Genomic DNA, 19,246 nt, shown 5'->3' with positions numbered 1-19,246 from the left:
TTGAACGGTCTGGGAGCTGGAGCGGCTCGGTCTGTCCGAGGACGCTCAGCGGCTTGCCGGGCTGGTGGCAACCGAGGGCGGCACACGGGCACTCTGGCCAGGGCAGCACGTAGCCCGCCCAGGCAGTGTTCGCGAGGCCTGGTGAAGTCGAAGGGCAAGGTCTACAGCGTCCGCGGGCGCATCGTCGGCGGGGAGAACGGCGTAGCGACCACGGTGCGCCCGGGCAGCAGCCCAGCCGGCGCCGTACCGCAGCCATCGGTAGGAGTCGCCGTCCTTGCGACGCTTCGGAGCCGGACCGGCCCAGGCAGCACGCTCGGTCAGGTCGTTGGCGAGGGGGTGGGGAAGGAGCTCCGGCGGCACGGCCGCGATCAACTGCGCGACATCGTGGGGAAGCTCCGGGTCCAGGAAGGCGAACTTCTCGTTCATCGGTGACGGTGTCTCCTTGCGTCTCGGCGAGCAGCACGCCTTCAGGGCTGGTCGGGAGTCGGCACCGGATCGGTGTCGGCCAGGCGCTTCACCAGGTCGCGCAGGTTCGCGACCAGCTCGGTGTGGTCGCGCACGGGGCGGTCCTCGTTCAAGGCGCTGGCCTGCTCCAGGGCGCGGCGCACGACATCGGGCAAGGCAGTGGCGTCGGACCCGGAGTCGCGGTAGAGCGCGGCGTGCTGCTCGGCGAGCGCCTCCAGGTCGGAGAGCCGGGAGTCGAACTGCTCCAGGATCTGGGCCTGCGCCCGCTTGGTGTCGTAGTCCTCGCGCTTGAGGATCCAGCACTGGGCGAGGATCGAGCTGGAGGTCCAGAGTTCGGCGGCGAGCTGGCGGTCGAGTTCGCCAAGGTCGATGGCCCCGGCGACGGGCCGGGCGGACTCCCAGGCCTTGACGCAGGCCTGCCACAGGCGCGAGAACTCCCGGTGAGACCCTCGGCCGTACTCAATGTCGGGCCGGGTGAAGTCGAAGTCGGGTACCACGAGCACACGGTCGCCGAGCTCGGCGATGGTGCGACGCCACCTACGGCTGTTGCGCTCCCGATGGCGGCGCCAGCGGTCGTGGTCCCAACTGTGCTCGGGAAAGCGTTCTGCGGCCGGAACCGCGGGGGCGTAGACGCACAGCGGCTGGTACGAGCTACCCCAGCCGTAGGTGGTCTGCGTCGGGTCGGTGCTCACGGGTCAAGGCTCCAGGGTCGTAGCGCGGTCAGCGGTCTGCTGGGGTGGTGCCGGCCAGACGGCGGGCGAGACGCAGACAGGCCCGGCAGGTCGGGAGTCGGCCGTCGTCAAGGTGGTCGAATACTTCCGGGTCGGCGGCTCGACTCGGCACCCAGCACAGGGGCCGGTCGGCACCGCGGCGAATCCGGCCGACATGCAGGGTATCCAGGAGGTAGATGTGGTCGCCGCCCTGGGTGTAGCCGTCCAGGTGTCGGTGGCTGGTGTAGTTGTGCCGGACCTCGAACCGGGTGCCGGTGGCCTCACGCAACGCGGTGGCCAGGGCCTGCCACTCCTCCTCCTCACGCTGCTGCGCTGCCGCGGCGGCGCGCTGGCGCTCGTCCTCTTCGGCCTGGTAGCGGGCGCGGGCGGCGGTCTGCTGCGGCGGAGGGGGCGGGCTCGGCTCGGCCTGGCTGGCCAGGTGCAGCAGGTACAGCTCGGGCCAGGTCACGGTGCGGATGCCGTGGTAGGAGCGGCCGTCCGCGCTCCGCTCCGACCCCGCCCGGGTCGGCCTGCTTTGGGGAAGAGCAGCTCCGCCACGCCGACTGCCGCCGCCTCGCGCCGGTTCAGTGCTTCGCTGACGCGACCTCCGACACGGCCTGCGCCCCGGTGGTCAGGGCGTGGTCGGGGCGGCACTCGAACCAGACGATCTTGGTCCCGGCCTCGTGGTCCACGGCGACACCCCAGGCGTTGGACAAGGCCTTGACCAGGTTCATGCCCTGACCGTTGGTCAGCGCCTCGCCAAACTGGTCGTTGGCCACGGGCTCCTCGGTGCTGGAGTCCGTGACTTCCACGCGCACTGCGGTGCCGGTCCAGTTGGCGGTGACCTGCACCGGCATCCCGGTGTGGACGACCGCGTTGGTGATGAGCTCGGCGGCCAGGAGCTCGATGTCGCCGAGCCGCAGGCCCTCGAACATCGTAAGGCCCCAGCGCCGGATGCCGTCCAGGAGGCTGCGCCGCGTGTTGGAGGCGTCCTCCTTGGTGGGGGCTGCGTGCAGAACCAGCCGGAGAGGCCGGCGCACGGCCAACGGGACGCCCGCTTGGGCAGGGTGCAGGAATTCAGGCATGGGTGTGCCCCCGAAGAACGGAGATGATCACCAGGAGTGCGGGAAAGGCCACCTTTGGTGAGCGCGTATTCCACAGTCCCGCAACCTGGACAGGAATGCAACAACTCCAGAATCGTGAATTCACGGAAGCGGGGAACTGGCGTTCGCGCCTGGCGAGCACCAGACTTGGCTGACGGTCAGCAACAGATAGGGGTGGCGTCATGGCACCAGCAAAGAGGTCGCGCACCGGGGCTACCGCAGCGGTCGACGGCTCCGGCCCGACCTTCCTCGGTTCGCTCCTCGGCCAGAAGTTCCGGCAGGTCCGCGAGCAGAACGGCGCAAGCCGGGAGGACGTCGCGCGGGTCCTGGACGTCTCCGTGCACGCCGTCGCACGGCTGGAGACCGCCGAGAACAAGGGAAGCGTGGCGCAAGTCCACCTGCTGTGCTCGCACTTCGGCGTGCCCAAGGAGGCCGCCGGCCACATGGAGCGACTCGCCCGCAAGGCGCTCCAAAGGGGCTGGTGGTCGGACTACGACCAGCTGCTGGGCGGGGCGTACGCGAGCATCGTCGCCGTGGAGAACCTGATCGCGGTCTCGGGGACCGGGGAGATCCGCATCTGGGAGCCGAGCATCTTCCCCGGCCTCTTCCAGGCGCCCGACTACATCCGAGCCCTGTTCGAGCAGCACGAAGCGATGGCGAGGATTACCGGCGAGAGTCCGTGGCCGGCCCGCCTCTCGCTCGACGAACAGGTCCAGAGCAGGCAGAAGCGGGCATTGATCCTGGACGGCGACACCCCACCCCGGATCCGGGCGATCATCGGCGAGGGCGCCTTCCGCAGGAAGATCGGCGGGACCGAGGTGATGCGCCGACAGATTGAGCACCTGCACGACCTCTCGCAGCGCCCCGACATCAGCATCCAAATCGTGATGGACGACGCCGGCATTCCCGACCCCGCACCCTTCACCCACTACGTCTTCAGCCAGGCCGCCGACCACTCGGTCGTCTACCACGAGGGCCCGAGCAGCTTCGGCGACAACCTCCAGCTGATCGCCAAGCACAACGCCGTCTTCCGGCAGCTCCAGGCCAGCGCGGTGAGCCTTCGTGACGCCCGGTCATACTTGCTGGATGCCATCTCGTAAACGGCGAGTTGGGCATCCGCAGGAAGGGTGACCATGCACGACCGCACCACCAGCACCACCCCGGCCCAGGAGGCCAGCGGCTGGCACAAGTCCAGCTACAGCAACGCGCCGAACGACAACTGCGTCGAGCAGGGCTACTCGGACGACGGCAAGACCGTTGCGGTCCGGGACTCCAAGGCGAAGGGCCTCGGCACCGTGCTGCGCGTCTCCCCCGCGGCGTGGGCGGCCTTCGTCGACGCCGTCAACGCCGGAGAGTTCCCGATCGCACCGTAACGGGTGATCGATGGAGGCGGGTGGACCTTGACGAATCAGGCGCCGAGGTCCACCCGCTTCTTGCATACCACCCGGCTGCGATCGCAACACAAACGCGGATGAGGTGAATCCGCGACCGCGCACACATCGTGAAGTCGCACCCGGGCAAGCCGGACGGGACCCTGCCCTCGGTACACCGAAGGGCCCGCCGCAGGTCCAGCAACGAGCTGACGCCACCCCGGCCGGACCGTCCCCCGTCAACACCCTGCCCGCAGGGAGAGACCTCGGCGACGGCCCGGCCTCGCTGCTCGGTTAGCGCCGCTCGACGCTGAAGCCGCTGTCCCGAAGCGCGGCATTCCACTGGTCCGGGTCGAACCACCTGGTGATGCCGGGCGACAGCGAAGCGAACTGCGCCATCCGATGGTCCCAGTTGTGGCCGGAGGGCCCGCGACTGCCGTCGCACCCGTTGCAGCCGTCCTCGCCGTGGATGTGGCCGGCCATCCACGCGTTGACCGCCACGTTGACGATCACCGCGTACAGGTCGCCGCCGGTCTGCGCGAGGGAATCCGGTACGCCACCCAGGATGAGGGCAAGCTCGGGGTTGTTCACCGGCGGCATCGGAGCCACGCCGACGCCGCTGTTCGCGCTGGCCTCCTCGAACTCTTTGTTCTGCTGCGCGATGGACTCGGCCAGTGCGGCTGCGTCGAAGTAGCGCCAGGCGGAGCGCGGCTGGATGCCCAGCCGGGCGGCGACCGTGGTCACGTTGGTCTCGATGACGTCCGCGACGGCCCCGGGCCGCACGGTCACGCCACGGCGAGCGAGCTCTGCCAGTGTCCCGGCAACGGCTTCCTTGAAGTCCTTGGTGTTCCTCACCGGCACAGCGTACGGCGCACCGGACACGAACCAGGGGCAGTCGGGGCGCGCGAGGCGCTTAGCGGCCAGGATCGGGCCGCCGGGCCTTCGGGTGAACGCCCGTGAAGTACGACGGCCGTTACCGGTGAAGCGCGCGAGCCTGTTACCGGTCGGCCGGCGTGAGGGGGACGATGAAGCGGCGCAGCGCGCGGGCGGCGCCCATCATCACGGCGAACACGGTCACGGGCGAGAGCCCGAGGACGACGGTGCGCGCGGTTCCGGACAGCGCGGAGTCGGCGAAGGCCATCAGCCCGAGGAGCAGGGCGACGCCGCCGAGGAGCATGGCAGCCAGGCGGGCGCCGACGGGGAACCAGGCTGGGCCCGGGACGTGCTCGACGGCGCGGGCGTGGGCGAGGTGGCCGGCGATGTCGCCGGTGACGACGCCGCACTCGCAGGCGATCTCGGTGCGCTTTTCGCCCGCGATGACGGACGCGCCGACGTCTTCCCGGTGCCGGATGCCGTGACGTCCGTCGTCCATCCTGCGGCGGCTCACTGCGCCTCCCCGAGTCCCCTGGTGTGCTGCTGAGTCCACCTTAGGGGCCGTCGTCACCCATGTGGCGTCGTTCCGTGGCGGCCCGTACTGTCGGTGGACCCAATTAGCCTGTCTTCGCAGGCATTTGATGCTAATAGGTCAAATGTTCTGAATGTGTGCAGTGTGTCACGCCGCCGAACGGGAGGACCACCGAACATGACCGCCCCCGCCGAGACCGTCCCCGCGCGCGAGCGTGCCGACCACGGCCCCTACCAGGCCGCAGACGCCGCTGGCATCAGCCGCTACTTCTGGGACCTCGGACGCGACGCCGGACTCATTCCGGCCGCCGACACCGACCGCGGCCGCTGGTCGACGGCCGTCGTCCACCAGCTGCGTACCGACCTGCCCGAGCTGCTGCCCCGGCTCGACGCCCTGCGCCCACTTGGAGCTCGCAGGATCGCCGACACCCTGCGGACGGTGACCGGGATTGCGGCCGTCACCGCCGACGACGTGCCGGTCCTGGCCGACCTGGGCCTGCTGCGGCGCCTCGGCGAGTTCGAGGGCCACCCCACCTACGGTGCGCTGGAGGCCGAGCAGTGGACGGACACCGCCGCCCTGGCCGTCGTCGTCGGCGAGCGCACCGCCTGGATCGAGTCCTCGCTGTCCACCGCCGGCGCGGCGCGGGCCTGCCCCTGGGCAGAGACCGAGGACGAGTTCACGTGGGCCGCCGAGCAGCGCGGCACGGTATCCGGACGCCTCGGCCGCTGGGCCGCCGCCGACGTCGAAGTCTTGGCGGCCGACTCCGAGCTTGCTGAGATGGTGGAAGGACGGCGCCTGATCCCCGGGGAACGGGCGGCGGACCTCCTCGACATCAGCTACACCCGGGACTTCCCGTACGTCCTCGCCGCGGGGTGGCTGGAGCCGGCGGGATCGTGGGCCAAGCGGACAGGCACGGTGCGCACCGTGGAGGTCAGGCTCTACCGGACCGCCGACGTCCTCGCGCTGCACGAGCGCGACGGGGTGGACTGGGAGGCCGTGCGAGCCGTCCCGCCCGGTAGGACCTCCGCGCTGCGCGCCCACACCGCCAGGAAGCCCAGCCGGGCCGAGCTCGCCCGCCGCCTCGCTTCCGTGGTGGCCGAGCAGCACCAGGTGCCGGTGCACCTGCTCCACGACAACGTGCAGGACACCTGGAGCATCGCTTGCTCGCCGCAGGACGAGCTGCCGCTGACCCGGCAGCTGCTCCTCGCCGCCGCCGACGGCAGCGCCGAGCTGGAGACGCTCGCCCGCGGGCTGCGCCTGAAGGACGCCCGGCTGAAGACGCTGCTAACGGCCCGGGAGGTGTCGGCTCCGGGCGCCGCGCTGGTGATCGACACCGAGACCACCGACCTCTACGACGCACGGGTGTGCGAGATCGCGGTGATCGACGCCCACACCGGCAAGACCCGGCTGAACCAGCTGATCAACCCGCAGGTGCCGAACCGTGCCACCCACATCCACGGCATCACCGACGCGATGGTCGCCGACTGCCCCACCTGGGAGGAGATCCTGCCGAAGCTGTTCCGGATCACCCGCGGCAGGCGGCTGCTGGCCTACAACAGCTCCTTCGACATGGGCGTGATCGCCGGGCACACCGGCGCGGTCGGCCGCCGTCCGGGCCGCCTTGCGAAGAAGGAGTCCTGGTGGTGCCTGATGAACGCCCGGTCGGTGTGGGAGGTTCACCGGGACTACAAGCTCTACGGCCCCCACCGCGCCCTGGGCGACGCACGGGCGGCACGCGACGTCCTTCTCTCGATCGCCAAGGGCAAGGGCCTGGTCACCATCACACCGGCCGGCCCGGCCGATGGTCGGTGATCCGGGCGGTCCGGCCGGGCCCTGAAGCGACGGTAGGGTGTGCAGGCTCCGAGAAAGCAGCGGCGGGGCCTCCCGGATTCGGGAGACCCCGCCGTCTCGGCTTCAGCAGCCGCAGCCACAGTTCGCGCACCAGCCACAGTCCTCGCAACGCTCGGCGGACCTGGACGGCGAGCCGGGCGGATCGGGCGTCGGCCGCCAGGAGGTCGGCCTGCAGAGAGGCACGGCTGACCACAGGTCCACGGCCGCCCGGGACGGTCGGCGGCTCGGCGGACTGGGCGTGGACCTGGCCCAGCAGGTCGCGGTGGCGGTAGAGGAAGGTGTGGTCGACGCCGGCCCGGCGGGCGATCGCGGTGACGCTGATCTCGGTGCCCTCCTTGGCGGCGGCGGCCAGGGCGGTCTGGACGCGCTGGCGGCGCCGGCCGGTGTCGGCGCGGCGGCCTTCGGCCATGGCCTGGATGCTCGGCTCGGGCGGTCATGCGCGCCCCGGTACACGCCTTCGTCCCGCAGCGGATCGCGCCCTCGCGCTGCCGCACCTGCGGGTACCACCGGCGGCACAGTCGGCACGTGCCGTGGAGGCGGGACCAGTACCCGGTTCCCGCCCGGCCGGGCGCCGAGAGCAGCTCTGCCAGCGGCCGGCACCCGGCTGCCCGGGAGCCGTTCAACACCGTGGCGGCCACGTCCGGTGCGGGCCCTCGGGATAAAGGGCGTGTTCAGGGGGGTAGTGCGGTCTAGAGTGCGGGCCTGTCAGCAGGCGGGAAGCAAGGGGAGTTCGGTGGAGCACGGAGCAGCGCGGGGTCTGTACGTCGACAGGCAGGACGACAACGGCATGCTGGCCTTGTCGCTAGCGGGGACGGCCGCGATGCTCGCGGGCGTGGCCGCCTTCGCCTTCGTCTGGGAGTCGCGGCTCTGGGACGACCACCGCGGCGTTGCGATCGCGGCAGAGGTTGTGGCGGGCGGCCTGGCCGCCGCGGTGACGACCAGTGCGCGATCGTCCAGCCGGTGCGCGGGTCCAGCTCCAGCACCCGGTGGTGCGAGTCGGCGCCGCAGATCCTGCGCTCGTTGCGGAAGTCGACCGGCGGCACGTAGCCCGCAGGGACGTGCAGGACCGGTGCGGGCGGGCGCCGCAGCGGCACGACCGCCTCGTCGGCCGCCGGGGCGGCGGGTCGGGGCCGGTACTCGTACGGGCGGATGCGCGGGGCCTCGCAGCCCGGGGCCTGGCTCGGGCCCCAGTCGCCGGCCTCGCGGGGCGGCTCGTAGCGGGGCGCGTCGTCGGCGACCAGGCGGTCGTAGCGGGGGTGTCCGGACCGCGTCACGGCCAAGCACCTGGGCGGCCCGGTTGAGCACCCGGCCCTCCTCGACGCCGGGGGCGACGAACAGGGCGTAGGCGACGGCGAGCAGCAGCTCCTTCGCCGACGGGGTGGCCCGCCGGTCGCGGTAGATACGGTGGGCGACCTCGGCGTACTTCTGCGCCCCGTCCAGGCGCGGCGGTCCGTCCGCCGCGCTCACACCCGGGCTTCCACTTGGCGGGCCGTCACCGGGCTCTCGTGCGGGTGCGGGGACTTCGGGCGTGCTCCGGCCCGTCGGTGCGGAGGGCCCGGTCACAGCCCCCTCCCGTCGCGGCCGACGTAGCCGTCGGCCGTGCGGTGCGGGTCGTCGTCCTCGTCGCCGTCCTCGTCCGTGCGGTCCTGCATGGCCCATTCGGCGGTCGCCTCGATGTCGACCTCACCGGTCCCGTGGTAGACGAACACGGTGCCGTCGGGGCCAGTCTCGGTGTACGGCGGCAGGTCGGCGTCGTCGTCCTCGTCGCCGGTGCCGTACGTACGGCGGCCGCACGACGGGCACCCCCACAGCTGCTCCCCCTGGACGGACATCGGGAGGGTGGGGGCCGAGCAGTCCGGGCACGCGGGCGGGGGCAGGACGCCGGCCGCGGCCTCGTCGGGGTCCGGTGTGCTGGGCGTCGTCATCCCTGCTGCTCCTCGATCAGCCGCGCGACGGCAGCGGCCAGCACGCCGTTCTCGGCGGCTTCGTCCGCCTCCTCCAGGCGCTGCAGGACATCCATGAGGGTCACCGCCGGGTCGGCCGCGGAGATCTCCCTCAGCGGGCGGTGCAGCGCCTCGTAGCCGGTGGCGAGGCCGGTGTGGTAGCGGCACAGCCCCTCGGCCTCGTCGCAGGCCGGGCACTCCTCCCAGTCCTGGGAGTGCGGCGCGACCTCGATCGGCACGCGGCTGACGGGCTGCAGGTCCAGCGCGGCGTGCGGGCGGGCGACGCCCAGCTCGCGCTGGGCCCAGGTGTCGGGCAGGTCGCGCAGCTGCATGGCGAGGGCGGCGGCGACGGCGGGCCGGTGTTCGACCAGGTTCCGCCACAGCGCGTTCGCGCTGGTCAGCGGGTCGGGTGAAGACGTCATCACGGTCCTTCCGGACGGGTTGGGACGTAGGGATCGGAGTCCGCGCCCGGCAGCAGGGTGTGCTCGGGCCCGGGACAGCCGGACTGGCCGGGCCGTCAGGCGGCCGGGGCCGGGCTGATCTGAGCGACGTAGGCCAGGCAGCGCCGGCACGTCGCCGGTTCACCGGCCGGTTCGTCGGCCAGCTGGAGCGGCCTGGCGCGGCCGGGGGTCTCGCACAGGGCGCGGCCGGCGAGGTGGCGCCGGCTCCGCCCCGAGACGGCCTCGCTGACCGGAACGACGTGCCGAAGACGTTCACGGGCGCCGCCGCGCACCCGGTCGTGCCGGGTCGGCCGCACGACGACCTTCACCAGGCAGGCGCGCACTGCCGCGGCCCAGGCGTCGGCTTCGGCGCGGTGTCGCTCGGCGGTGCGCTGCTCCCGCAGGACGCGCATCGCTTCCACGGTCCGGTCCCGCTCCTCGACGGCGGCGCGTTCGGCGCGCTGGGCGCGGGTGACCGGCGGCTCGGGTTCGGCCTGCATCGCGGTGTGCAGCAGGTGCAGGGTCGGCCAGTGCCCGATGGAGAAGTTCCTGGTGCCGGTGATGGCCGCCGCCCAGTCGCGGTTGTGGAAGTGTCTAGTGGCGTAGACGAACGCCGGGTTCACGAACGGCCCGGCCTCGCGGCGGGAGCGTTCGCGCAGGACGGCGATCTCCGCGTCCGTTAGCCGGGTCGGCCGGTCGGGGTCCACGGGGTCGGGCCGGCCCGGCCCGTCGGGGGCCTCGTGTACGGGGTGAAGGGCGGCTTCCATGGTTCATGCCTCCGGGAAGTCGGGCTTGGCGCTGCGGTCGACGAGGGTCTCCAGCGGCGTCGTGCCGTTCGCGAGCTCCAGCAGCCAGTCCCCGTGGCACACCGCACCGACGCGGCACCAGCACATCAGGGTCCGGCCGGCGAGCTGCTCACGGATGAGCAGGAGGCGCCCGATGTCGTGGGTTTGGGCGTTGCGGTAGCTGGCGACGGCCTGTTCGGCGGTAAGGGGCCCGTGCGGGCGGCGGTCGGTCCAGCCTCCGGGAAGGGTGGTCCAGCCGCTGGTGTCGCCAACGCGCCACGGGTTGCCCCAGGCGCTGCCGCGGCCGACGCAGACGGTGCCCTTGGGGGCGCGCCAGCCCTTGGTCCGCAGGCGCTGGATGCGGGCCGGAACGGCCGCGGGCGCGGCCGGGAGGGCGTGGTAGTGGTCGGTGTCGGGGGCGGCCGGGCGGGTCGCGAGGATGCTCAACAGGTCTCCCGGGTGGTCGGGTCGGGCATGGGCCCGGTGCGGCCCGCACCGGGGCGGGCCGCACCGGCGAGGAGGCTTCAGAAGCAGCCGTTCGGGCAGTGGGCCGCGTAGGGCAGGGGTCCGTGCACGGCGTCGTGGAGGTCCTTCGCCGAGAAGGCGGACATCCACGCCGGTGCCCCGCAGACCGGGCAGGTGATCCGCGTCTGGTGGCGGACCTCGTCGGGGTCATCCTGGTCGATCCACCGGACCGTCAGCTCCCGGCTGCCGACGGCGAAGGCGCCGGTGCGGTAGCCGCCCTCGTCCTCACCGTCGTGACAGGTGAACAGCTGGGCCAAGTCGCTGCCGAAGACCCGCTCGATGTGGCGCTCGGGGTTCGCGTCCTCCCGTGCGGCGCTGCGCTCCAGGACGATGTCCAGGATCGGCAGATCGCGGGCGTGGTGCACGGCGGCGAAGCCCTCGGCCAAGAGCCCGGGCAGGGACTTGGTGAGCTCCTCGTGCTGGGCGGTGATGATGTCCGGCCGCACGCGGCGCTCGCGCGCGGCGTTGCGGGCGAGGGCGGTTTCGAGGTCGGCGTCGACGACCAGGGCGATGACGGGCATGCCGTGGCTGCGGCCGGCGGCGATGAGGTCCCGCCTCACCCAGTCCTCGGCGTTGACGGCGTCGACCACGGTGGGCGCGCCGTCGCGTCGCTGGGTCCCGAGCCGGTGGTCGAGCTGGCTGTGGAGCATGGCCCACGCCGCGCGAGAGGCGCCCTGGTCGCCGGGGTCGCCGACGAGGACGTCCCGGAGGTGGTCGGCGTTGAGCACCGCGGCCGCCGGGAAGAGCGTCCGCGCGAGGGTGGTCTTCCCGGCGCCGGAGATGCCGAGCAGAACCAGGAGGCAGTCCTGCGGCAGCCCGAGGGCGGCGAGGGTGCGGCGGGTCTTCTCGGCGCTCACCGGCCGGCCTCCGTCGTCCCCCGCAGCGGGAAGGCGGTGCCTTCGAGCGGGGCGGCGGCCGCCGCGGTGGCGAGGCCCTGGAGGAACAGGGTGCGGGAGATGCCCGGCTCGATGCCGCGGATCAGCCCGGCCTGGAAGTCGCCCAGAATGGCCGTCAGGGCCATGGCCTCGCGGGCCGTCCGGTTGTAGGCGTCCAGCCGGTCGGCGGGCTCCGTGGACGGCTCCGGGGTCTCCTGCGGCTGGTGGCGCAGGGAGCGCACGGCCTGGAGGACCTGGTCGAGGTCGACGGCGGTGCCGGGCTCGGCCAGCAGGCGCAGCGCCTGCTCGACGGTGTCGAGCACGGCGTCCTCGACGTCGTCGGCGAGCTCCTCCAGGACGTCGTCGTCCAGGTGGGCGCTCGCGCCGTAGTTGACGAGGGTGGTGCGGGGGTCGATGCGGTGCTGGTGGTGCATTGGCGGGGCCTTCCGGTGGGAGGGGCGAGGCGGACCGGCAGCGGCTGCAGCCGGTCGTTTGCGGGCCCGGTCGGGGTCGGCGGGGTGATTTGCCGGGCGCGGGCGGCTAGCGCAGGGCGTCGGGGTGGCGGCCGGTCAGGAGGTGGCGCAGGTCCGGCCCTTTCCGCCGGAGACGGTCTCGGCGTCGCATCGGCAGGGGTGGCGCAGACTCCGGGGGCCTGGGTTCGCTCAGGCCCCCGGGAGCGCCGTGCCGTACAGCCCGGTGAGCAGCGTGCCGATCGTCTCGTAGAGGTCGGTGTGCTCGGTGATGGTCGGGTCGGCCAGGTCGTAGTGGCCCAGCGGCCGGAGGCGGTGGGTGAGCCGGGCGGAGTCGAATCGGAAGCCGTAGGCGTGCTTCTCCCAGCCCTCGGGGTTCGGGTCATAGGTGAAGGTGGCGAGGATGTCGAAGCTGCGGCGCTGGTGTTCGGTGTGGGCCTGCACCGTGAAGTGGATCCGGTCGCGGCTCTCGCCGTGGGTCTGGCCGGTGGTGCGGGTGAAGCCGGGCAGGCTGGTGACGTTCTCCACGAACAGGCCGGCTTCCCCGGTGACGTAGTCGCGCACCTCTCCGTCCTGGTACCGGATGGTGATCGCGCTCTCCCCCTTGGGCGTCTCCTCGGGGAGCAGGCCGGGGAAGATGAACTCGCTGCGGCTGTAGGCGTGCCATTCGGGCCGGGCGTTCTCGACGGTGCTGTTCTCGCGGGCGCACTTGTTGCACACGGGGTCGGTGCCGTCGATGATCACGGAGCTGAACGGGCCTCCGCAGTAGCAGCAGATGAAGCCGTGGAGATCCCGCGTCCAGTAGCTCAGCGGCTTCGTGTTGAGGACCAGGTTGTTCCAGGAGCCGATCGGCTCGGTGACGGCGTCCTGTCGGTCGCCGGCGTATTCGGCGTAGACGGAGGCGGCCCTGTCGCGGCCGTGCACGGCGACCAGGGCGCGGGACCAGGCCGACTGCATGGTCTTGGCCTGCTCGGTGAGGTCGGGGCGGCCGTTGTACTTCGCCAGGGCGCCCAGTCCGGCATCGTCGGCGAACAGGCGTCCCATCTCGGCCAGCAGGCGCTTGCGGGTGCTCGGGACGGTGGTGGTGGACATGCGGTTCTCCTTGTCCTGCGGTGCGGTGCTTGCTGGGTGGTTCGGGGCTGTGCGCCGTCCGCTCGGGGCCAGTCGCTGTGGCCGGCCCCGGGCGGGCGGTGTCCCGCTACTGGGCGAGGTGGTCCAGGGCGGCCTGGAGCAGCGGCCGGTGCGCGGCGTAGAGGGTGCGTCCGGCGGCGGTGAGGACGGCTTCGAGCTGGTCGAGGGAGGCGAACGGCCACCAGCCGGCGTCGCGCGCGTCGTCGGCTCCGACGGCGGGCACCGTGGCGGGCAGCTGGATGAGCCCGTAGACGGAAGCGACCCAGGACTGGTCGGTGTTGCGCCAGTCGTCCACGACCTGACGGTCCAGGATGACCGGCTGGTGGCCCCTCAGGTCCACGCCGGTCTCCTCCAGCAGCTCGCGGAGCAGGGCGTCCTCGACGGTCTTGTCCGTGATCTCGATCATGCCGCCGGGCGTCGCGGCGACGCCGATGTCGTCCCGGGTGATCAGCAGGACCTGCCGGTTGGCGCCGGTACCGGCGATCACGATCGCGTCGGCCGCCGCGTTCTCGCCCCACTTGCCGAGGTGGCGGCCGATCTTGTCGGTGCGGCCGGCGGGGTTGAGCGGCCGGCCGCGGGTGTCCAGCTCGAACCGCACCATCGCGGCGGCCTGGCGCGCGGGCCAGTCGGTCACGGCGTCCGGGGTCGGCGCGGCTTCGGCCCAGTCGGGGACCTTCGTCTCCAGGGCCTGCGGCAGCAGCTCCGCCGGCGTGACGTCGGTGGGCGTGTAGGGGCCCATGAAGGATTCCTCCTGGTCGTGTGGTTTCTCGGGGGAGAGCCCCGGGGCATGGTGCCCCGGGGCCGGGGCGGGGCCGGTTGGGGGTCAGGACTCCTGGGGGCAGTCCTGGAGGCGTTGTACTGGGCGATCCACGCGCTCGGGTCGAGGTTCAAGGCCGCGGCGGTCTCGAAGGCGGCCTCGGTGAACTCGCCGCTGTCGAGCTCGTCGCTGATGGCGGCGGCGAGTTCGTGCGCGCGGCGGGGGTCGATCTGCTCCAGCGCCCGCAGGGCCTGTACGGCCACGTGGGAGGAGCCGGCCACCGCGAGGACCGCGTCCGCCAGCGCACCGTCACCGGCGTAGCGGGCGTCCTTGATCGCCTCGTCGGCGACCACCATGCGCCGGAGCATCTCCCAGCGGATCGTGGAGAACTCGTCGTCGCCGTCGGGCAGCGGCAGCACCTCCACCGGGCGGCCGTCGGCCGCCGCGGAGGCGTGGGCGAGGGGCGCCTGCCAGCCCTTGGCCACCGGCGCCTGCACGCCGACGAAGTCCTCCCCCAGCACGAGGAGGCTGCCGTCGTGCTCGGACACGCCGAGCCACACGTAGTCGCCGACGCCCTTCCAGCGGCGCAGGGTCGCGGTGTCGAGGGCGATCGGCTTCGGCGCGGTGCCGGTGGAGGGCTCCGTGCGGGCGGCGATGAACGCCCGCCAGCCGCCGCGCAGGGGGAACTTGGCCGCGCTGACGGGCACGCGCAGGCTGCTGGTGAGCGTGGAGGCGTCCAGGCGGCCGGGGGCGACGATCAGGCGCACGTCCTCGTCGTAGCCGCGGGTGCGGGCCCAGGCGGCGAGGCTGTCCGCGTCGTCGCCCTGGAGGGTGGTGCTCCAGGGCTCGCCCCCCTCGCTCTTCTCCTCGTTGTCCGGGGCGCGGAGCGCGGCGCTGGCGACAGCCAGGGTGTAGCGGGAGGTGGTGACGGCGTGCAGGCGAGTCGGGTCGGCGTCGAGCAGCGTGACCGAGCCCGGCCTCCAATCGGTGGGCGTGCGGCGGTGGGCGGCGGTCTGGTCGAGGATCCGGGCCAGCTCGGCGGCCCGCACGGTGGTAGTGGTGATGGTCATGGCGTCCTTCGGCGGGGTGTGGGCAGGGGCGGCCTGCCGGTCGGCGCGGCCGTGGGAGGTGCGAGGGGTGTCGGGTGGTGCAGGGTCCGCTCGCTCGCCGCGTCGCCGGCCGGCTGGTCGGCGCGGCCGGGGCGGGAAGGGCGGTGGCTGGACCGGCGGTGCGGTCGACAGCCGTTGCGCGGGGCGCCGTGCGGGGGTTCGCTGCCGGAGGCCTGGTCGGGGTGGTGGTGTGGTGCCCGCCGGGGCGGGCACCACACGGGGTTCGGCGGCGGGTCAGCCGGCGGTGTCGCCGTCGGCCGGGCCGCCCCAGCGCTTCAGGTTCCGGCGCAGGTGTTCGCGGCTCACGTCCATGGTGGCCGCGACCTCGCCCTGGGTGCTGGCGTCGATCTCGGCCTTCACCGCCAGCCAGAACTTCCGCTGGGCTGCGCCGATGTCCAGGTCCAGCTGCTCGGCCGCAGCGTCCAGGCGTCCCTTCTGGGTGTCGGGGTGCTTGCGGCGGGCGGGGGTCTCGTCGGGGGTGGTCATTGTTTCTCCGGATCAGTCGGGGACCATGGTGGTGTGTCCCGGCCGTCTGGATCGGGTCCGGTGCCTCGGGGCGGCCGCGTGGCCGGCCAGCTCAGTCGGCCGCCCCGAGGCGGCTCAGATGCGGTGCTGGACCTCGCCGGTGCGGGAGTTCGCGGTGAGCCGCACGTGGGGGGCCCGGGCGATCCCTCGGGTGTGGACGTCGCCCGAGACGGTGTTCAGGGTGACGGTCGCGGGCCGGGTCACCCCGCCCGGGGTGCGGACCTCGATGTCGCCGCTGGTGCTGGTCGCGGTGAGCTCGCCGCCCCCGAAGGGGCGGACCGTGATGTCGCCGGTGTCGGAGTTCAGGACCGCGCAGTCGCGGGTGTTCCCGAGGGTGATGTCGCCGGTGATGGTGCTGATCTTCGCGACGCCGATGTCCGCCCGGTCGGCGGACAGCGCCCCGTCCGCGAGGACGGCCTCGACCCGGCGGAGGTCGCCGCAGAGGGCGAGGGAGGCTCCGCCGCTGCTGCTGAAGATGACGTCGCTGCCGGGCGGCAGCTGGATGTCGACGCGGACGGTGCCGGGCGGGCTGTCGACCCGGGTGCCCTTCGGGACGACGACCACGCCGTCCCGGACGATGACCACGCCGTTGATGGAGAGGGTGCCGTCGTCCATCTGCACGTTCCCGAGGCCGCTGTGCGAGAAGACCGCGCCCTGGTTGCCGCCGAGCATCTGGATGCTGTCCGTGCCGTTCTGGGTGAAGACGACGTCCCGCGCTCCGGTGGCCCTCCGCATGGTGATCCTGCCGGCCTGCACGAAGGTGGCGCCCTGGAAGAGGTCGCCTCCGAGGCGGCCCCGGAAGCTGTTGTGGACGGTCTTGCCGGTGCGCGGGACCCCGAAGAACGCCCCGTTGGCGCTGGCGTTCGGGATCCGCACCTTCAGGGTCTTGCCGTGCTCCAGGAAGCTCGTGCCGGTCACGGCGTCGGCGAGTGCGCCCTCGTCGTCCGCGGTGTGCACGGTGACGGTGGCGCGGTCGACGTCGGGGCTGGTGGCGACGGTGACCGTGCCCGTCAGGACCTCGATCTCGACGCGGAGCGGACCGGGGGTCTGGGCGGTGTGCTGGTTCTCGGTGGTCATGGGTACCTCTCGGTTCTGCCCCGGCAGGACTGGGGCTCGGCGCCTGCGGGCAAGCGGCGGCGTTGCGGCGCGGTGGGCGCCGGTAGCGAGGGGCGGGCCGCGGACTTGGTGGTCCGCGGCCTGACACCCTCAATCATGCCACCGAAATAGTGGCCACGCAAGCATTGGCCACCATTTCGGTGGCCTCCGTTGGTGTTGTCATCGGCGGGCCGGCTACTGCCCCGGCCCGCGGGCGATCCGGCGGGGCATCAGGACCGGACGGCCCCGGCCACGCGGCTGGCGTAGGTGTAACGGAGCCAGGACAGGGCCTCTCCCCCGTCGGCGGGGACCAGCCCGGCCAGGGCGCGCAGTTGGTTGGCCGCCTCCACCGCGCCGGCCGACGCGGGGTCCGCGCCGTCCCGCAGCGACGCGACGTCCAGCGCCACCGCGTGGGCCAGCAGGTAGGCGTGCTCCATCCGCGCCGCGGCCCGGTCGTCGCAGGTACCCCCGGGCGCCGTGCCGCTCCCGGCCACGGTGGCCTGCCACAGGTGGTAGGCCTCCTGCGAGCGCCGCAGCAGCGGCGGGAGCCGGAGGGGTTCGCCGTAGGCGGCGAGCACGGCGGCGTCGCCGGCGGCGAGCGGGCGGACTCGGGCGTCGGTGACGGCGGGGTGGTAGCTGGCCGCCGTGCCGTCGGGCAGGACCAGGTCCAGGCGGAACCCGGCCTGGACCAGGAGGAAGAGCGTCTCCCGGACCTGGTCCGGCGGGGTCTCGACGGTGACGGGCAGGGCGATGACGGCGGGGACGGGATTGGTGTGGGTGGTCACTGGGCCTCCGGTGAAGGTGGGACGCGGGACGTTCCGCGGCGGGGTGCCGGCCGGGACGGTTCCTACCGGGCGCGCAGCCAGTCGGCGTGGTCCTGGTAGATCCGGGCCAGGTGGGGGTGGGTGGTGCCGGCGGCGGCCTCCTGGTAGGCGCGCAAGCGGGCGCGCCGGTCCGTGATCAGGGCGTGGTCGGGCGCCGGATGCACGGTGTAGGCCTCGGCCTCGCTGAACGGGTCGAGCGGTTCGGGGGCGCCCGGGGCGGGCTCGACGGGCGGCCGCGGGTAGCGGGGGGCGACGCGGCGGGCCGCGAGGGAGCGCAGCATCGCCGCGGCCAGGACGCGGCCCGGCTCGGCCTCGCGTTCCCAGGCGGTGATGGTCATTCCGGCCTCGGGCAGGTGCTGGGTGATGACGGTCAGGACGTCGTAGCGCAGGCGCAGGTCCGGGGTGTGGTACTCGACGGCGGCGAGGATGCCGTGGCCGGGCCGGCCGGTGTCCGGGCCGTACGGGTGGGTGTCGAGCCGGTCGGCGGCGCGCTCCAGGGCGTCGGCGAGGGCGTCGGGGTCGGCGGCGGGTGCGGGGGCGATCCGGCGGTGGGCGGCGGCCACGTCCCGCAGCTCGGCCGCGGTGGGGCGGTGCGGGCTGCGGGCGCCGTGGTCGTTCAGCGCTTCGACGCTCTGGCGGGTCAGTTCCCGCAGCAGCTGCACGCTGCCGCAGGCGGCGAGGGCGAGCTCGGCGACGAGCGAGGTGTTCCGGGAGCGCTCCAGGATCCCGGCGACGATGTGCGGGTGCATCAGGTTCTCCTCATGACAGGGCGACCAGGCAGGCCGTGCGTCCGTGGGGCGGGCGGGAATCGGGCCCGGGCCTGGCCGGCGAGGCGCACAGGCCCCGCCGGGCGGACGACGGCGGGCTGCGGGCGGTTAGGCCAGGCGGTTCACCGGGCGGGAGCCGGAGAACGGCTGGACGGCGGGCTCCAACTCGGCGGCGGCCTGGTGACGGGCCGCATCCGGCAGCTCGGGCCGCCCGTCGGCCAGGCGCTCCAGGACGGCGAGCACATCGGCACCGGTCTGGACGACAGCGTCCTGGCCGTCGGAGCTGACCGCGAAGCGCGCGTCCCACGGCACGGGAGTGCGTACTCCGTCCACCAACCGGGCGGGCCGGTAGTACAGGACGGCGCCGAAGGGCAGGTCGAGGGTGGCCGACCCGTCCGGGGCGCCGGTCCAGGGGGCGGAATCGCGCAGCGGGCCGTCGGCGCCCAGGATGCCGCTGGCGTTGATCCGCGCGTCGTAGGCGGCGGCGGAGCAGGCGGCGGTCTCGATGTCCCGCACCGTCAGCCGCGCCGGGGCCTCGGGCTCCTCGATGGCGGCCGCCGGCGTCGCGCCCGGTGCGGCGGGGAAGGGGTGGTGGTCGAGGACGACCCGGCGCAGGGGTGCCAGGGCAGTGTCCAGGACCTCCTGGGCGATCACGGCGGCGCCGATGACGGCGAGTGCCGTCGCCGCGATCCGCTCGTCGGAGGGGCGCCGGCCTTGCAGGGTGCGGTGGACGGCGAGACCGGCGGCCGTTGCGCCGGCGGCGGTGGCCAGGTTCTGGGCGGCGCCGAGGACGGCGAGCAGGGCGCGTTCGGTGGTGGTCGGCACGTGGTTCACGATCATGGTCAAGGGCTCCCGGGCCTCACGGGCCGCCACGGCGGCGACCGGTGCCCGCAGTGGAACCCGTGGACCTTGGTGGAAACCTTGGTAGGGCGGGCACCGAAGGTACCGGTTCGGCAACGGCGCCTACCAAGGTGTCCCACCAATGCTTTAACCTGCGGGTTTGGTGAAGTCGGCCCGGGGCGCGGTTCCGGTCTTTCGACCGGCCCGTTTCCCCGGAGCCGCTTCCCGAACCGGGCATGCGACTTGGCACCGCACC

At 73.2% G+C, this 19,246-nt stretch carries 24 protein-coding genes; 3 read left to right on the top strand and 21 right to left on the bottom strand.

The window, feature by feature from the left end; genetic code table 11:
- Positions 1 to 45 precede the first annotated feature (45 nt).
- The 4 genes from ACIP82_RS31700 to ACIP82_RS31685 all read right to left on the bottom strand — a co-directional run bounded on the left by ACIP82_RS31700 (position 46) and on the right by ACIP82_RS31685 (position 2,215).
- Positions 46 to 426: a hypothetical protein gene (locus ACIP82_RS31700; protein ID WP_400658459.1), complete on the bottom strand. Its 381-nt coding sequence runs from the start codon at positions 424 to 426 to the stop codon at positions 46 to 48.
- 41 nt (positions 427 to 467) lie between these two features.
- Positions 468 to 1,157 carry a hypothetical protein gene (locus ACIP82_RS31695; RefSeq protein WP_400658457.1) on the bottom strand — a complete coding sequence of 230 codons (690 nt, stop codon included), beginning with the start codon at positions 1,155 to 1,157 and terminating at the stop codon, positions 468 to 470.
- Between the two features lie 28 nt (positions 1,158 to 1,185).
- A complete protein-coding gene (locus ACIP82_RS31690; RefSeq protein WP_400658455.1) occupies positions 1,186 to 1,644 on the bottom strand; it encodes a hypothetical protein in 459 nt (152 codons plus the stop codon).
- Positions 1,645 to 1,759: 115 nt separating this feature from the next.
- Positions 1,760 to 2,215: an ATP-binding protein gene (locus ACIP82_RS31685; RefSeq protein ID WP_400658453.1), complete on the bottom strand. Its 456-nt coding sequence runs from the start codon at positions 2,213 to 2,215 to the stop codon at positions 1,760 to 1,762.
- A 245-nt stretch (positions 2,216 to 2,460) separates the two neighbouring features.
- Between ACIP82_RS31685 and ACIP82_RS31680 the strand changes: the two genes are divergently transcribed.
- A complete protein-coding gene (locus ACIP82_RS31680; RefSeq protein ID WP_400658451.1) occupies positions 2,461 to 3,378 on the top strand; it encodes a Scr1 family TA system antitoxin-like transcriptional regulator in 918 nt (305 codons plus the stop codon).
- Positions 3,379 to 3,411: 33 nt separating this feature from the next.
- Positions 3,412 to 3,651, top strand: coding sequence for a DUF397 domain-containing protein (locus ACIP82_RS31675; protein ID WP_400658449.1), 240 nt, complete (start codon positions 3,412 to 3,414; stop codon positions 3,649 to 3,651).
- Between the two features lie 291 nt (positions 3,652 to 3,942).
- On the opposite strand, the gene ACIP82_RS31670 is transcribed toward ACIP82_RS31675, so the two are convergent.
- Together ACIP82_RS31670 and ACIP82_RS31665 are read right to left on the bottom strand one after the other, a co-directional pair.
- Positions 3,943 to 4,503, bottom strand: coding sequence for a hypothetical protein (locus tag ACIP82_RS31670; protein WP_400658447.1), 561 nt, complete (start codon positions 4,501 to 4,503; stop codon positions 3,943 to 3,945).
- 142 nt (positions 4,504 to 4,645) lie between these two features.
- Positions 4,646 to 5,020, bottom strand: coding sequence for a hypothetical protein (locus ACIP82_RS31665; protein ID WP_400658445.1), 375 nt, complete (start codon positions 5,018 to 5,020; stop codon positions 4,646 to 4,648).
- Between the two features lie 210 nt (positions 5,021 to 5,230).
- Between ACIP82_RS31665 and ACIP82_RS31660 the strand changes: the two genes are divergently transcribed.
- Complete coding sequence (locus ACIP82_RS31660) at positions 5,231 to 6,865, top strand: 3'-5' exonuclease (protein WP_400658443.1); 1,635 nt, start codon at positions 5,231 to 5,233, stop codon at positions 6,863 to 6,865.
- Here the strand turns inward: ACIP82_RS31660 and ACIP82_RS31655 are convergent.
- From ACIP82_RS31655 to ACIP82_RS31585, 15 genes are all read right to left on the bottom strand, one after another.
- Positions 6,834 to 7,313, bottom strand: coding sequence for a hypothetical protein (locus tag ACIP82_RS31655; RefSeq protein WP_400658441.1), 480 nt, complete (start codon positions 7,311 to 7,313; stop codon positions 6,834 to 6,836). The two genes, ACIP82_RS31660 and ACIP82_RS31655, sit on opposite strands and share 32 nt — an antisense overlap.
- A 1,150-nt stretch (positions 7,314 to 8,463) precedes the next feature.
- Positions 8,464 to 8,829, bottom strand: coding sequence for a hypothetical protein (locus ACIP82_RS31650; protein ID WP_400658439.1), 366 nt, complete (start codon positions 8,827 to 8,829; stop codon positions 8,464 to 8,466).
- On the bottom strand, positions 8,826 to 9,269 hold the full coding sequence (locus tag ACIP82_RS31645; RefSeq protein WP_400658437.1) for a hypothetical protein: 444 nt from the start codon (positions 9,267 to 9,269) through the stop codon (positions 8,826 to 8,828). Before ACIP82_RS31645 ends, ACIP82_RS31650 begins: the two co-directional genes overlap by 4 nt.
- 95 nt (positions 9,270 to 9,364) lie before the next feature.
- Positions 9,365 to 10,054, bottom strand: coding sequence for a hypothetical protein (locus tag ACIP82_RS31640; RefSeq protein WP_400658435.1), 690 nt, complete (start codon positions 10,052 to 10,054; stop codon positions 9,365 to 9,367).
- Between the two features lie 3 nt (positions 10,055 to 10,057).
- Positions 10,058 to 10,519 carry a DUF4326 domain-containing protein gene (locus ACIP82_RS31635; RefSeq protein WP_400658433.1) on the bottom strand — a complete coding sequence of 154 codons (462 nt, stop codon included), beginning with the start codon at positions 10,517 to 10,519 and terminating at the stop codon, positions 10,058 to 10,060.
- Positions 10,520 to 10,596: 77 nt separating this feature from the next.
- A complete protein-coding gene (locus ACIP82_RS31630) occupies positions 10,597 to 11,454 on the bottom strand; it encodes an AAA family ATPase (RefSeq protein WP_400658431.1) in 858 nt (285 codons plus the stop codon).
- A complete protein-coding gene (locus ACIP82_RS31625; protein ID WP_400658429.1) occupies positions 11,451 to 11,906 on the bottom strand; it encodes a hypothetical protein in 456 nt (151 codons plus the stop codon). The genes ACIP82_RS31630 and ACIP82_RS31625 overlap by 4 nt, the downstream gene beginning before the upstream one ends.
- A gap of 228 nt (positions 11,907 to 12,134) precedes the next feature.
- On the bottom strand, positions 12,135 to 13,034 hold the full coding sequence (locus ACIP82_RS31620; protein WP_400658427.1) for a hypothetical protein: 900 nt from the start codon (positions 13,032 to 13,034) through the stop codon (positions 12,135 to 12,137).
- 106 nt (positions 13,035 to 13,140) lie between these two features.
- Entirely contained in the window at positions 13,141 to 13,812 is a 672-nt protein-coding gene (locus ACIP82_RS31615) for an NUDIX domain-containing protein (protein WP_400658425.1), read from the bottom strand.
- Complete coding sequence (locus ACIP82_RS31610; protein ID WP_400658423.1) at positions 13,704 to 14,900, bottom strand: hypothetical protein; 1,197 nt, start codon at positions 14,898 to 14,900, stop codon at positions 13,704 to 13,706. Before ACIP82_RS31610 ends, ACIP82_RS31615 begins: the two co-directional genes overlap by 109 nt.
- 273 nt (positions 14,901 to 15,173) lie before the next feature.
- Positions 15,174 to 15,425 carry a hypothetical protein gene (locus ACIP82_RS31605; RefSeq protein WP_400658421.1) on the bottom strand — a complete coding sequence of 84 codons (252 nt, stop codon included), beginning with the start codon at positions 15,423 to 15,425 and terminating at the stop codon, positions 15,174 to 15,176.
- Positions 15,426 to 15,539: 114 nt separating this feature from the next.
- The gene (locus ACIP82_RS31600; RefSeq protein ID WP_400658419.1) at positions 15,540 to 16,541 is read right to left on the bottom strand and encodes a DUF4097 family beta strand repeat-containing protein; all 1,002 of its coding nucleotides are present in this window, start codon (positions 16,539 to 16,541) and stop codon (positions 15,540 to 15,542) included.
- 248 nt (positions 16,542 to 16,789) lie between these two features.
- Positions 16,790 to 17,344 carry a hypothetical protein gene (locus ACIP82_RS31595; RefSeq protein ID WP_400658417.1) on the bottom strand — a complete coding sequence of 185 codons (555 nt, stop codon included), beginning with the start codon at positions 17,342 to 17,344 and terminating at the stop codon, positions 16,790 to 16,792.
- Positions 17,345 to 17,406: 62 nt separating this feature from the next.
- Positions 17,407 to 18,132, bottom strand: a complete 726-nt coding sequence (locus ACIP82_RS31590; protein WP_400658415.1) for a hypothetical protein — start codon at positions 18,130 to 18,132, stop codon at positions 17,407 to 17,409.
- 126 nt (positions 18,133 to 18,258) lie between these two features.
- Entirely contained in the window at positions 18,259 to 18,990 is a 732-nt protein-coding gene (locus tag ACIP82_RS31585) for a hypothetical protein (protein WP_400658413.1), read from the bottom strand.
- Between the last annotated feature and the right edge of the window lie 256 nt (positions 18,991 to 19,246).

Source organism: Kitasatospora sp. NPDC088548, from assembly GCF_044753005.1.
Taxonomy (GTDB): domain Bacteria; phylum Actinomycetota; class Actinomycetes; order Streptomycetales; family Streptomycetaceae; genus Kitasatospora.
Note: the sequence above shows the minus strand (reverse complement) of the source record. Positions and strands in the feature narration are given on the sequence as shown.

Bases quoted from the DNA above. Each gene is read 5' to 3' on its own strand.
- ACIP82_RS31700 (WP_400658459.1), bottom strand. From the start codon at position 426: ATGAACGAGAAGTTCGCCTTCCTGGACCCGGAGCTTCCCCACGATGTC.
- ACIP82_RS31680 (WP_400658451.1), top strand. From the start codon at position 2,461: ATGGCACCAGCAAAGAGGTCGCGCACCGGGGCTACCGCAGCGGTCGAC.
- ACIP82_RS31675 (WP_400658449.1), top strand. From the start codon at position 3,412: ATGCACGACCGCACCACCAGCACCACCCCGGCCCAGGAGGCCAGCGGC.
- ACIP82_RS31665 (WP_400658445.1), bottom strand. From the start codon at position 5,020: ATGGACGACGGACGTCACGGCATCCGGCACCGGGAAGACGTCGGCGCG.
- ACIP82_RS31660 (WP_400658443.1), top strand. From the start codon at position 5,231: ATGACCGCCCCCGCCGAGACCGTCCCCGCGCGCGAGCGTGCCGACCAC.
- ACIP82_RS31655 (WP_400658441.1), bottom strand. From the start codon at position 7,313: ATGGCCGAAGGCCGCCGCGCCGACACCGGCCGGCGCCGCCAGCGCGTC.
- ACIP82_RS31650 (WP_400658439.1), bottom strand. From the start codon at position 8,829: ATGACGACGCCCAGCACACCGGACCCCGACGAGGCCGCGGCCGGCGTC.
- ACIP82_RS31645 (WP_400658437.1), bottom strand. From the start codon at position 9,269: ATGACGTCTTCACCCGACCCGCTGACCAGCGCGAACGCGCTGTGGCGG.
- ACIP82_RS31640 (WP_400658435.1), bottom strand. From the start codon at position 10,054: ATGGAAGCCGCCCTTCACCCCGTACACGAGGCCCCCGACGGGCCGGGC.
- ACIP82_RS31625 (WP_400658429.1), bottom strand. From the start codon at position 11,906: ATGCACCACCAGCACCGCATCGACCCCCGCACCACCCTCGTCAACTAC.
- ACIP82_RS31620 (WP_400658427.1), bottom strand. From the start codon at position 13,034: ATGTCCACCACCACCGTCCCGAGCACCCGCAAGCGCCTGCTGGCCGAG.
- ACIP82_RS31615 (WP_400658425.1), bottom strand. From the start codon at position 13,812: ATGGGCCCCTACACGCCCACCGACGTCACGCCGGCGGAGCTGCTGCCG.
- ACIP82_RS31610 (WP_400658423.1), bottom strand. From the start codon at position 14,900: ATGACCATCACCACTACCACCGTGCGGGCCGCCGAGCTGGCCCGGATC.
- ACIP82_RS31605 (WP_400658421.1), bottom strand. From the start codon at position 15,425: ATGACCACCCCCGACGAGACCCCCGCCCGCCGCAAGCACCCCGACACC.
- ACIP82_RS31600 (WP_400658419.1), bottom strand. From the start codon at position 16,541: ATGACCACCGAGAACCAGCACACCGCCCAGACCCCCGGTCCGCTCCGC.
- ACIP82_RS31590 (WP_400658415.1), bottom strand. From the start codon at position 18,132: ATGCACCCGCACATCGTCGCCGGGATCCTGGAGCGCTCCCGGAACACC.
- ACIP82_RS31585 (WP_400658413.1), bottom strand. From the start codon at position 18,990: ATGATCGTGAACCACGTGCCGACCACCACCGAACGCGCCCTGCTCGCC.